We start from the raw sequence: 12,281 nt of genomic DNA on the forward strand, positions 1-12,281 counted from the left end.
GCTAAATATCGCACACCATCTCTATCACTCTACCTTTGAAGAGTCATATTTTTACAAAGAAGAACACCCATAATACAGCATTTATAATATTATGGATACGTTGTATTGGAGGATAATAAATACTGAATTTTCTTTACAAAGTGCCTCTCAAAACTCGCGTAAAAACATCCAACAACAAAGTTGGTCGCAAATACGCGAATTATGAGAAAGTTTCATAACATCTTGTTATTTAACCTGTTATGTTTAACTCTGCTCCTTTTCTTCCTATTTTCACCCTCTTTTGGCGGCTAAAGCATTGAGATAACCGTGCAATTTGCATGCTTTAAGGCTGCTGAAGCATGTGAACAGTACCTCTAATGTATGTTTACAAGACCGTTAAATCAATGTTTCAACTTGAAAAGGCATCGTTTTTGATAAAATCAGCCCATTTTTGCAGTTCATTTGCCTATTGATTTTTTCTATTTTGAAGATTTTAGATGACCGTTTTTTGGTAAAATAACAGGACAAAAACAATAATTTCCTTTACCAAAATATGGCAAGGGAAAAAAGACTTTCCTCTTTCATTGAAACGTAATTGTTGTTACTCTCAATGAAGCAAATGAGATAAACAAAGAACTCAAACCACACGATTCGTCTTTCGAGTTAGATTGATTGTTGAAACAAAAGGGAAAGATTCTTTTTACAATCAATAACCTTTCTTAAAGGGAAGAACCGTGTACCACTTCTATCGTATGATGAGGAAAGATGAGTATATCATCTTAATATGTGAAGCGTTTTATGTGAATAGTCTAAAATGAAAGATTTTCCAAATAAGAAAGACGCATTCACACGAGGTTCTTGATCATTAGTCAAAATAAAATCAAGTAAGTATCTATTTTGAGATAATTCCATACTTACTCCTTCGCATAGCCCACACTTCTTCATCTTTAGTTTATGGGCAATATCTCCTCTCTCCTTTTCTATTTCTCTTGTAGCTTTTATTCCAAAAGTTTTGGGAAGGTTATTGCTCCAACTACCTGTATCAAAAAAGATACGGGTCTTCTTCCCTTCTATCTTACCCTTAAAGTATATAGAATTCAAACCGACATCTCTATAATCGTCATGATTTTTCCATTTAATGCGTATTGAACTTCCTTTTTTAGGGACATCGCTACGCTTCATCATACGATTATTTAGATCGAAACACCAAATCTCTTTCTTTAGGAAATCCCCACCTAAAATAAATTTAGGAGCAAGATGTTGCAATTTACCGGCTAAATCAACAACAAAACATCGCACCTTAGGATATGAAATGCCAGCAATAGAAACAGAGTCTATATTAAAATCAAAAGATTTGATGCGCTTGCCTGCAGTGTTCCCGATAGTAGCATTACTCCCTGTTACTATGACGTTGCAGGAATCAACTGCATAAGTAGAATCTATAAGACAGACTGAAGAACCAGTATCTATTAAGGCTGATACACTCCGAGAGTTCCCATTATGTGATACAGTGACATTAGTGTACATGAAGTCTCCTTTAAAGAGTAATGAATTTTGAGCATATAAATTAAGCGTGAATATCACGAACATGCTGCAAATAAACAGGAAGCGAGATTCCATATCGATAAAATAATTAGATTGATAATAATATAATGATGATGATTTTGAGAATACAAATTTCGATAACAAAGTTAATCATCTATTGACAGGTAACATAGAACAAACAGCAAAATCTGTAAAGCATGTTAGGAGAGAAACTCTCTCCCACTCCTATCTCTATTGACCCATTGCATAAAACCCCTTATAGTATGTAAATAATAGTGGTATCTACATGCTATAAGGGGCTTATCTTTATACTTGAATCTCAATATCAGGAATAAGTAGGAAAGACAAGTGTGACACATCATCTTATCATACTTGCTCTCTGATATTGACAGCTGTTACATACGCTCTTTCAACAAGGCAGGAATTTCACAGGTTTCGCGAGCCACTGGCACTCCTGCGGCTTCAAAGGCAGCAATCTTTTCAGCAGCCGTTCCCGAACCACTGGAAATAATGGCACCCGCATGTCCCATTTGTTTGCCCTTCGGAGCTTCGCGTCCAGAGATGAAAGCCACCACGGGTTTGGTCACATGCTGTTTGATATAGTCGGCTGCACGCTCTTCTGCGTCGCCACCAATCTCACCAATAAGGGCGATACTGTCTGTCTCTGGGTCGTTTTGGAACATCTCCAACAAGTCTTGGAAATACAAACCCACGATGGGATCACCACCTACACCCACTGCAGTAGACTGTCCAAAGCCAGCAGCAGTGAGGTCTGCAACCACCTGATAGGTCAATGTTCCACTACGACTAATCACACCCGTGTGCCCCTTCTTAAAGATATTGGTTGGCATAATGCCCACCATACTTTCTTCAGGAGAAATCAATCCCGGGCAGTTAGGACCTATCAACTTGGCTCCTTTGTCGGAGATGTAACGATAAGCCTCTACGACATCGAGCGTTGGTACGCCCTCTGTAATACAAATAATCAACTGAATGCCGGCATCGGCAGCCTCGAGCATGGCATCTTTGGCAAAAGCTGCTGGCACAAAAATCACCGAAGTGTTGGCACCCGTAGCTTTCACTGCATCTTTTACCGTATTAAAAACAGGAATCCCTGCAACCTCTTGTCCAGCCTTGCCAGGCGAAGTTCCACCTACCACATTGGTTCCGTACTCCTTCATTTTCGTGGCATGGAAACTGCCATCGCGTCCTGTAATTCCTTGGACAATTAACTTTGTATCGTGATTAATTAAAATACTCATCGCTTTATAGATTTAACATGGTTAGATATCTTATTTGTTCATGCACTGTTGAGCCAACTCTACGGCTTTTTTACCAGCCTCGCTCATGGTCTTAGCCACATGGAACTTGGTTCCTTTCAATAGCTCGCGACCCTCCGCTTCATTGGTACCAGTGAGTCGGATGACGATTGGCATGTCGGTATCGAGCATCTTAAACGCTTCGATTAATCCCTTGGCTACGTCGTCGCAACGCGTAATACCACCAAAGATATTGATGAGAACCACCCGTACATGACTGTCACTGAGCAAGAGTTTCATCGCCTCGACAATCTTCGTAGGATTAGAACTACCACCAATGTCCAAGAAATTGGCAGGATTACCTCCATACAGTTTAATCATATCCATGGTTGCCATTGCCAGTCCGGCACCGTTGACCATGCATCCAATCTCACCACCAAGGTTGACATAACTAAATCCTTTATCTTTGGCATCTTGCTCCTTGCGCTCTTCTGCCGTAGGCTCAAAGAGTTCGAAAACATCAGGATGACGATACAAAGCATTGTTATCGAAAGTCATCTTGGCATCAATCGCCTTTACCTCTCCACTCTTGGTCACTACTAATGGATTGATTTCTGCCAACGAAGCATCTTTCTCTTTGAAGAGACGGTACAGATTTTGGAAAACTGGAACGGCCTGCTTCACTAACGCTTTGTCATCGAAAAGGCAAAAAGCAGCTTCTCTTGCCAAGTAATCGGGCATGCCAATGAGCGGATCAATGGGTATCTTATGAATTTTTTCTGGTGTATTTTTAGCAACCGACTCGATGTCCATACCACCCTCACGACTTAACATCAGAATGGCAGACTTAACTTTTCGGTCGATGACAATACTTACATAATACTCTGACGCAATATCAATAGCCTCGCCTACCAAGATACGATCGACGGTAAAGCCTTTGATATCCATACCTAAAATTTGAGAAGCATATTCTCTAAGTTGTTCTTCTCCGTTAGCAACCTTCACGCCGCCAGCCTTTCCACGACCACCTGTATGCACTTGTGCCTTTACAACTGCACGCTCTGATCCTAAGGATTGGTAAGCTGATACGGCCTCATTGACCGTCCGACACAATACACTCTTGTCTACTGGCAAATGGTACTGTGCAAACAAGGCTTTCGCCTGATATTCATGAACCTTCATGGCAATTTGTTTTGTTAGTAAATAGTTTTGTTAACTTTGCAAATATAAATATATTTTCTAAGGGACACAAAAAAAATCAAAATAATCAAACATTTTTATATTTCAATAGCAATTGGGTTAAGATAGCTTATCGTCAGTCAGCCGAAGAATAGTTTTTTGAAACAAGATTAAACCTTTCGAAGAGAAATACATCAAAAGAACATAACGAATCAATTATTTTTTTTGAAGTTACACTGATGAAGCGAACGCTATTTTTAGTATTGATATTATTCATTACTTCCATTGCTGCAATAGGTCAAGAACGAAAGGTTACAGGAACCCTCAAGGATAAAGACACGGGAAATCCGATGACACAAACGACTATTCAATTATTAAAATTGGATAGTACTTTTGTCCTCGGAACACTGTCAAACGAGCAAGGGAAATTTATATTAACCGTACCCAAAAACGGTAAATATATCCTGAAGATATCGAGTGTCGGTCATAAAGTCCTCTTTAAGAATTTCCATCTGTCGCAAGACAAGAACCTTGACTTAGGAATCATCAACATGCAAACAGATGCAGTCTTGTTAAAAGGAGCCACAATTACAGGGCAAGCCATGAAAGTTGTGGTGAAAGAGGACACTTTTATCTATAATGCGTCTGCTTACCGGACACCCGACGGAGCGGTTGCGGAAGAATTAGTAAAGCGCATTCCCGGTGCACAAGTAGATGATGATGGGAAGATTACCATCAACGGAAAAGAGGTAAAAAAGATTTTAGTCGACGGAAAAGAATTCATGACGGGCGATACAAAAACGGCAATGAAGAATCTTCCTACCAGCGTCATAGAGCAAATAAGGACTTTCGACGAGAAGAGTGATTTTTCTAAAGTGACAGGAATTGATGACGGTAACGAACAAACTGTACTGGATTTTGGATTGAAAAAGGGAGCTAACAAAGGTTGGATGAGTAATGTAGATTTGGCATTAGGCACTAAAAATCGTTATGCGGAACGTCTCATGGCTGCTTATTTCAAAGACAATCTGCGCATCATGGGATTTGGTAATGCAAACAATTCAGACGATATGGGCTTTGGTGGTCGTGGTGGAGGATTTGGAAGAAATAGAAATGGACTTAATGCGAGGAAAATGTCAGGCTTCAATATCAATTATGAAGAAAAAGACAAACTGAAGTTAAATGGAAGCATTCGTTGGAATCATTCAGACGATGACGTTGCCACCCGCACATCAATAGAGAACTTTGTTAGTAAAACAGGAGCTTTCTCCAACAACATCAACCAAAGCTATAACCGCAGAAATAGCTGGAATGCAAATATGAGATTAGAATGGATGCCTGACACCATGACTAACATCATGTTTAGACCAAGACTGAGTTACACGGAGAACGATGGTAGAAGTTGGAGAAATTCGGCATCGTTTCAAGACGATCCGTACTTGTATGTAACCGACCCGCTTGCGCTGGAATCATTGGACGAGCTGGCTGAGAAGAATTTGGTTGTCAACAAGCGTAGCCTTCAAGCTGTGAACTATGGAAAGAACAAACAGTTAGGAGGCGCCTTGCAAATCAATCGGAAGTTTGGTCAGAAAGGCAGAAATGCAACCCTTCGCGCCGACGCCTATTACACAGAAAATGACAATACGAACTTGTCGACGAACAATGTACACCTTTATAAAATAAAAGATGCACTGGGAAACGACTCCACTTATCAAACCAATCGGTACAATCTCACACCTACCAAGAATTGGAATTACAGTTTGCAAGCGACTTACAGTGAACCGCTATGGAAGGCAACGTTCTTACAATTGAGTTATAAATTTAACTATAGCTATTACAAAAGCGACCGATCGACGTATGACTTCAGTAACTTAGGCGAGTCGTTCTTTCAAGACATCACACCCACGTATCGCAACTGGGACAGCTACTTAAGTAGACTTGAAAAGCCATACGAAACCTACGAGAATAGAGAGTTAAGTAGATTTTCTGAATATCAAAACTACACCCATGATTTAGAGTTGATGTTCAGAATGATTCGGGAAAAATATCACTTCAATGTAGGTATGATGTTGCAGCCCCAAAAATCACATTTCATACAACATTATCAAAGCATCAACGCCGATACCACACGTACTGTCAACAATTTAACGCCAACCTTGGGATTTAGATACCGATTCTCCAAGGTGAGTAACTTAAAGGTAGATTATCGAGGTTATACGTCACAACCAGCTATGACTGACATGTTGGACATTACAGATGATAGTGATCCGTTGAACATTACGAAAGGAAATCCAGGACTGAAACCGTCTTTCTCCAATAATCTTCGAGCAACTTACAACAATTATATCAAAAAGTATCAACAAAGTGTCATGACCTTTTTGAACTATCAAACCACGAGCAATAGCATCAGTAGCAAAGTGACGTATGACGAAACCACAGGTGGACGAACCGTAAGACCTGAGAATATCAATGGAAATTGGAACATCAATGGCGGATTGATGTACAATCGTTCCATAGACACCACAGGTATCTGGAACGTCAACACATGGACACAAGTAAGATATAATAACCAAGTGGGCTACCTTAGCTTGAACAACAAAGCCGATTCCGAGAAAAACACGACACGCACATTGGGTTTGACTGAAAGACTTGCCATGAGCTTTCGCAATGACTGGTTAGAGGTAGAACTCGACGGAATGGTTAATTACGACCACACCAGGAATCAACTTCAAAGTAGGAACAACTTAGATACGTGGAGATATTCGTACGGACTCAATGTGAACATAACTACCCCTTGGGGAACCAACTTGTCGACAGATATTCATCAAAATAGTAGAAGAGGATATAACGACCAGTCGCTTAATACAAACGAACTCGTATGGAATGCCCAAATATCACATAGTTTCTTGAAGAAACGCAACCTGATTTTATCCCTCCAATTCTATGATATGCTGAACAATCAGAGCAACTTTACACGCTCCGTTGATGCCATTCGTCGCAGTGATACGGAATACAACAGCATAAACAGTTATGTCATGTTGCACGTCATCTACCGTCTGAACTTGTTTGGAGGCAAACAAGCACGCCAAGAAATGAATCGGAACGGCCCCCGACATGGCGGATTACAACAGGGAAGAGGAAGTTGGAGAGACCAAAGAAGAGGACACTGGAATAGAGGAAGATATTGATAAAGGGTGAAATACCAAAGCGTTAAAAGGCTTCAGTAATCACCTTTTCAATCACCGATGGGAAGTATTTCATTTCCAATTGATGCTCTTTCTCGGCAATGTCTTCAACAGTATCCGTCGAATCTAATGGAGTTCGATACTGTGCAATAATTTCTCCACCATCACAAACATCGCTCACCCAATGTACAGTAAAGCCTGTTTCTGTTTCTCCAGCAGCCTTTACGGCTTCGTGAACATGATGCCCATACATTCCTTTCCCACCGAATTTAGGTAAAAGAGCTGGATGAATGTTGATCATACGCTTGGGGAAAGCGGCTATAAGAAAATTGGGAATCATCAATAAAAATCCAGCTAACACGATAAAATCAATATCATTACTTTGAAGAATAGGTAATAATATGGAAGCGTCATTGAAGTCTTTTTTGGGCACAATGATAGTAGGAACGCCTAAACGTTTGGCTCGCGTCAAGGCATAAGCATCGCTTTTGTTACTCAAAACCAGCGAAATTTGAATGGTTGTCGATTGAGCGAAGTATCGAATAATATTCTCACAATTGGTGCCATTACCGGAAACAAAAATAGCAACTCGATGAGGTCGAGTATGTAGAGCATTTAAGGACGAGGTAGATTTCATATTTTTATCTGTTAAAAGAAAATAAACAATAAGCTATTCATCATCATCTTCATGATCCCAATCATCGATATCTCCAAATCCAAAGAGAGCTGGTTCGATGAATTCATCCATCTTTCGACGATCCCTTTTCGTGGGTCTTCCTGTGCCTCGAGCACGATTTACAAAACCGCTAATACGACTCATTTCCAGCAATTCATATTGTTTTGGATCGGTAACATTCTCATAAATCTCTGGAATGAATTTAGCCCCCACACGTTGTTCAATGGTCTTAAGCACCTTGAAAGAATAAACAACGGGTGGTTTTCTCACATCAATTTGCACACCAGGCTTGATGATATGACTTGGTTTCACATTCACACCATTAATTGTAACGCGATTATTCTTGCACGCATCAACAGCAATAGAGCGTGATTTGAATATCCGTGCCGCCCATAACCATTTATCAATGCGTGCCGAACCAGTATCCTTTACTCGCAATGTCGATGCCTTAGCTGCATTTTCTGTCATTTGAAATGTCGTTAATCCGTTTTTTCAATGGGAGATTTTGAGGACGATGTATGCTTTCCCAACTGGTTAAATTGGTTCATGGTGATGTTGATACCTGCCAAAACAAAACTTTTTATCAATTCAAGCGCAATATCAATGGTTGGTTGGAGTATCTTCTCTTCATCACTTGAAAAGCGTCCTAACACCCAATCAACTTGTCCTCCACGCTGAAAGTCACTCCCTATTCCCATACGAAGTCGTGGATAATTTTGACCAATGAGTTGTTGAATATGCCCTAATCCGTTATGACCACCGTTACTACCACTTGCCTTTAATCTAAATTCACCTAATGGAATCGAGATATCATCAGAGATAACAAGGAGATTTTGTTGCTCTATATTTTCCTTGTTTAACCAATAACGAACGGCATTGCCACTGAGATTCATAAAGGTAGTCGGTTTCAATAAAATGACTTTCCGTCCTTTTATTGAGGTCTCTGCGACATAGCCATAACGCTTATCCTCAAAAACAATATTGGACGCTTTAGCTAAAGCGTCCAATACTATGAATCCTGTATTGTGTCTGGTATCGGCATATTCACTGCCAGGATTACCCAGTCCACAAATCAAGTATTTATTCATTGAATCTAATTCATTATATCAATTGGCATCAATACTAAGCCTCTGCCTTTTCTTCTCCTTCAGCAGCAGACTCTTCTCCACCCTCTTCCTCTGCTTCATCAGAAGTATCACTTGAAGCAGTAGCCGAACGTGTCATCTTAATTGAGCATACAACAACATCCTTAGAAGTTGCCATCGTCAATCCGTCAAAACTCAATTGACCAACTTTAATACTCTTACCGATTCTCAACTTGGTAACATCAATATCGAGATGTTCGGGAATTTGCTGATAAGGAGCGGTAACGTTGATTTTACGAACAGACAAGTTCATACGTCCACCATCACGTACACCTTGTGCCAATCCAACTAATTTAACAGGAATACCTATAGTAATAGGCTTCTGATCGTTCACTGCATAGAAGTCAACGTGTAGCAAAGCATCTGTAACAGGATGGAACTGAAGTTCTTTCAGGATAGCGGTATGATGCTCGCCATCAATATTCAGATTGATAACATAAATGTGTGGAGTGTAAACAATCTTGCGAAGTTCAGACATAGGAGCAGCAAATGCCAATGCTACTGGCTTACCATCCTCTTTCTGTTCACCATAAAGATTGCAAGGTACTAAACCTTCTTTTCTCAAATGTTTTGAAGCTTTCTTTCCAAGGTCCTCACGCTTCTGACCTGAAACATTAATCTCTTTCATAATGTGTTACTCTAAATTAAGTTGATAAATTTAATATTGCCTTAATTCGCCATCACACAGAGAAGTAGAAAATCTACTTGCCAAGATTTATCAATGGGTTTGTAAAATACAACTATTTGTACATCTTCAAAACCTTCTTGGCGTCACTGATGTGCTCAAAAAAGCGGTGCAAAGTTACATGAATTATTTGGAATATGCAAAGTTTCTATAAAAAAACGCCATAATACGCTTGGTTTACTTGCATATAATGGATAAAATTTCTACATTTGCAACAAGAATAAATCGAGATAACGATTGAAACACAAATTTAATTAGAGGATGATTAATCGCGAACTAATAAGGATAAAGATAGTCCAGTTAACCTACGCATACTATCAAAACGGAAACAAAAATATAGACAGTGCCGAAAAGGAACTCCTCTTCTGCTTGTCGAAGGCATACGATCTTTATAACTATCTCTTGGAATTGATTGTAGCGATAACGCATGAAGAGCGTCACAGAGTTGAGATAGCTACACAAAAAGCAAATCGTGAGGGGTTAGAAGCTCCTTCACAAAAGTTTGCTTTTAACAAATTTGCTGTACAGCTTGAGGAAAACAAAATGCTGAATACCTTTCTTGAGGAGCAAAAATTAAGCTGGGACAACGATATCGAATTTATTCGAAAGATGTGTACACAGATAGAAAGCTCATCCATATATCAAGAGTATATGGAGAATCCTGACGATTCCTATGAAGCAGATAGGGAGGTTTGGCGCAAGCTCTACAAGCAACTTATTCAAGAGAATAGTGACATCGATGCACTCCTTGAAGAGAAAAGTCTGTACTGGAATGATGATAAAGAGGTGGTAGATACGTTTGTTGTTAAAACGATTAAAAGATTTGATGCTGCAAATAAGAGTGAACAAGAACTACTGCCAGAATACAGAGATGAAGAAGATCGCGAATTTGCACGTAAGCTATTCCGTGCCACTATCCTTAATGCGGACACTTATCAGCGGTACATGAGCGAAACGAGTCGCAATTGGGACTTCTCCCGATTAGCATACATGGATGTGGTCATCATGCAAATCGCCATTGCCGAAATGCTTACATTCCCAAACATTCCCATTTCTGTGACCATCAATGAATATGTAAATTTGGCAAAATTGTACAGCACTCCAAAGAGCGGTGGCTACATCAATGGAATGTTAGACGCTATTGCTCGCTATTTAGTAGACACGGGTAAACTGCTCAAGGCTTTACCAGAACCCAAACAGCGACGTTCTACTAACAGAGTTCAAAGAAACTTTGATGCCAATCAAACAAATGACGAACTTTAATAGATTACATTAAATTATTTATTCAGATATGACAACATTAGTATTAGCTGCACAAGCAGCAGGTGGAGGTGTAGGCGGATCAGGCATGCTTATTTTTATGGTTGCCATGTTAGCCATCATGTGGTTATTCATGATACGTCCACAACAGAAAAAACAAAAAGAAATTAAGAAGTTTCAAAATGCGCTCCAAGAAGGCTCTAAAGTCATTGTGAGTGGCGGCATTTATGGAACTGTAAAGCGCATTGACCTTACAACCAACAAGGTTGATGTTGAGATAGCACGCGGTGTTGTCATTCAGGTAGACAAGAATTTCCTGTATGCTGACACTGCTTCTCAAAACACTACGAACGCTTAAAAAGACGGATGTATTCGAAAATTAAACGTATAAGCTCACTTATCAGAAATTTCCTGTTCAGTATAGTCAACAAGGAATTTCTGATATTTTTATTTTTCTTATTGCTCAGTGGATCGTTTTGGTTATCCATGACACTTGATGAGACATACGAAAAAGAGATTAGTGTGCCTATCCGGTTAGTCAATGTGCCGAAGAATACCATTATTACAACCGAGATGAACGATACGGTCGTGATGACTGTACGCGATAAAGGATTCGCTTTCATAGGTTATCTGAATAGCAACAGATTTAGAACTATCAACTTGAACTTCAGTACCTATGCCAACAACAAGACGGGGCAAGGAATGGTTCCTATGACAGATGTACAGAACATTCTCTATCAACGACTTTCCAATTCATCAAAGATTGTAAACCTAAAACCCGAACAGCTGAAGTTTTATTTCAATTTTGGACGCTCTAAACAAGTGCCAGTACGAATGGACGGGAAGATTTTACCCGCCAAGAACTACTATCTCGCTCGGATAAAGTTCTGGCCTGAAAAGGTAACCGTCTATGCTCAAAAGAATCTTTTGGACAGCATCAGATACATCGAAACAGAGAAGTTGCACTTTACAAACTTCGCTGATACGGTTATTGAAGAGGTGAATCTCAGCAAAATGATTGGCGTTAAAACTGTTCCTGCCAAGGTGAAAATAGGTCTGTTTCCAGATATCTTGACCGAAGAGAGCATGGAGGTTCCTATTGTGGCTATCAATATGCCGCCTGGAAAGAGACTTAGAACCTTTCCTTCTAAGGTGAGAGTACTCTTCAATATTGGCTCTCACGCCTTTAGAAATCTTCACGAAGACCAGTTCCAAGTGGTGGTGGATTATCATGAGTTAAGCCAACACACTTCTGAGAAAGGTACACTGCACTTGCGCACTTTCCCTACAGAAGTCAGACAAGCCCGATTGGAAATAAAAGAAGTGGATTACCTCATTGAACAGCAATAAAAACAACTTGCTTGATTA

At 39.8% G+C, this 12,281-nt stretch carries 11 protein-coding genes; 4 read left to right on the forward strand and 7 right to left on the reverse strand.

Annotation, left to right across the window (positions count from 1 at the left end; genetic code table 11):
* Positions 1 to 753: 753 nt before the first annotated feature.
* The 3 genes from BN35_RS03715 to sucC form a co-directional block, all read right to left on the reverse strand.
* A complete protein-coding gene (locus BN35_RS03715; protein ID WP_234396675.1) occupies positions 754 to 1,506 on the reverse strand; it encodes a retropepsin-like aspartic protease in 753 nt (250 codons plus the stop codon).
* 413 nt (positions 1,507 to 1,919) lie between these two features.
* A complete protein-coding gene (gene sucD / locus BN35_RS03720; protein WP_004350736.1) occupies positions 1,920 to 2,786 on the reverse strand; it encodes a succinate--CoA ligase subunit alpha in 867 nt (288 codons plus the stop codon).
* A 30-nt stretch (positions 2,787 to 2,816) separates the two neighbouring features.
* Positions 2,817 to 3,965: an ADP-forming succinate--CoA ligase subunit beta gene (gene sucC, locus BN35_RS03725; RefSeq protein ID WP_025071982.1), complete on the reverse strand. Its 1,149-nt coding sequence runs from the start codon at positions 3,963 to 3,965 to the stop codon at positions 2,817 to 2,819.
* Between the two features lie 236 nt (positions 3,966 to 4,201).
* On the opposite strand from sucC, the gene BN35_RS03730 reads away from it, so the two are divergent.
* Positions 4,202 to 7,150 carry a TonB-dependent receptor gene (locus BN35_RS03730; RefSeq protein WP_025071983.1) on the forward strand — a complete coding sequence of 983 codons (2,949 nt, stop codon included), beginning with the start codon at positions 4,202 to 4,204 and terminating at the stop codon, positions 7,148 to 7,150.
* Between the two features lie 22 nt (positions 7,151 to 7,172).
* Here BN35_RS03730 and purN read toward each other — a convergent pair whose 3' ends face one another.
* From purN to BN35_RS03750, 4 genes are read right to left on the reverse strand one after another with little or no spacing between them, the layout of a single operon-like run.
* On the reverse strand, positions 7,173 to 7,784 hold the full coding sequence (purN, locus tag BN35_RS03735; RefSeq protein ID WP_025071984.1) for a phosphoribosylglycinamide formyltransferase: 612 nt from the start codon (positions 7,782 to 7,784) through the stop codon (positions 7,173 to 7,175).
* 33 nt (positions 7,785 to 7,817) lie between these two features.
* Positions 7,818 to 8,291, reverse strand: a complete 474-nt coding sequence (locus tag BN35_RS03740) for an RNA-binding S4 domain-containing protein (protein WP_025071985.1) — start codon at positions 8,289 to 8,291, stop codon at positions 7,818 to 7,820.
* 11 nt (positions 8,292 to 8,302) lie between these two features.
* Positions 8,303 to 8,911, reverse strand: a complete 609-nt coding sequence (gene pth / locus BN35_RS03745) for an aminoacyl-tRNA hydrolase (protein WP_028900902.1) — start codon at positions 8,909 to 8,911, stop codon at positions 8,303 to 8,305.
* A 34-nt stretch (positions 8,912 to 8,945) separates the two neighbouring features.
* Complete coding sequence (locus BN35_RS03750) at positions 8,946 to 9,596, reverse strand: 50S ribosomal protein L25/general stress protein Ctc (protein WP_025071986.1); 651 nt, start codon at positions 9,594 to 9,596, stop codon at positions 8,946 to 8,948.
* 318 nt (positions 9,597 to 9,914) lie between these two features.
* Between BN35_RS03750 and nusB the strand changes: the two genes are divergently transcribed.
* Genes nusB through BN35_RS03765 form a run of 3 tightly spaced genes read left to right on the forward strand, consistent with a single transcriptional unit; the run spans position 9,915 to position 12,263 of the window.
* Entirely contained in the window at positions 9,915 to 10,916 is a 1,002-nt protein-coding gene (gene nusB / locus BN35_RS03755; RefSeq protein WP_025071987.1) for a transcription antitermination factor NusB, read from the forward strand.
* 28 nt (positions 10,917 to 10,944) lie between these two features.
* The gene (yajC, locus tag BN35_RS03760) at positions 10,945 to 11,271 is read left to right on the forward strand and encodes a preprotein translocase subunit YajC (RefSeq protein WP_025071988.1); all 327 of its coding nucleotides are present in this window, start codon (positions 10,945 to 10,947) and stop codon (positions 11,269 to 11,271) included.
* An 8-nt stretch (positions 11,272 to 11,279) separates the two neighbouring features.
* Positions 11,280 to 12,263 (forward strand): CdaR family protein, encoded by a 984-nt coding sequence (locus tag BN35_RS03765; protein ID WP_025071989.1) that lies wholly within the window; start codon positions 11,280 to 11,282, stop codon positions 12,261 to 12,263.
* Positions 12,264 to 12,281 lie beyond the last annotated feature (18 nt).

The sequence above is a fragment of the Hoylesella timonensis 4401737 = DSM 22865 = JCM 15640 genome, from assembly GCF_000455445.1.
GTDB classification, from domain to species: Bacteria; Bacteroidota; Bacteroidia; order Bacteroidales; family Bacteroidaceae; genus Prevotella; species Prevotella timonensis.

Bases quoted from the DNA above. Each gene is read 5' to 3' on its own strand.
- BN35_RS03715 (WP_234396675.1), bottom strand. From the start codon at position 1,506: ATGTACACTAATGTCACTGTATCACATAATGGGAACTCTCGGAGTGTA.
- sucD (WP_004350736.1), bottom strand. From the start codon at position 2,786: ATGAGTATTTTAATTAATCACGATACAAAGTTAATTGTCCAAGGAATT.
- sucC (WP_025071982.1), bottom strand. From the start codon at position 3,965: ATGAAGGTTCATGAATATCAGGCGAAAGCCTTGTTTGCACAGTACCAT.
- BN35_RS03730 (WP_025071983.1), top strand. From the start codon at position 4,202: ATGAAGCGAACGCTATTTTTAGTATTGATATTATTCATTACTTCCATT.
- purN (WP_025071984.1), bottom strand. From the start codon at position 7,784: ATGAAATCTACCTCGTCCTTAAATGCTCTACATACTCGACCTCATCGA.
- BN35_RS03740 (WP_025071985.1), bottom strand. From the start codon at position 8,291: ATGACAGAAAATGCAGCTAAGGCATCGACATTGCGAGTAAAGGATACT.
- pth (WP_028900902.1), bottom strand. From the start codon at position 8,911: ATGAATAAATACTTGATTTGTGGACTGGGTAATCCTGGCAGTGAATAT.
- BN35_RS03750 (WP_025071986.1), bottom strand. From the start codon at position 9,596: ATGAAAGAGATTAATGTTTCAGGTCAGAAGCGTGAGGACCTTGGAAAG.
- nusB (WP_025071987.1), top strand. From the start codon at position 9,915: ATGATTAATCGCGAACTAATAAGGATAAAGATAGTCCAGTTAACCTAC.
- yajC (WP_025071988.1), top strand. From the start codon at position 10,945: ATGACAACATTAGTATTAGCTGCACAAGCAGCAGGTGGAGGTGTAGGC.
- BN35_RS03765 (WP_025071989.1), top strand. From the start codon at position 11,280: ATGTATTCGAAAATTAAACGTATAAGCTCACTTATCAGAAATTTCCTG.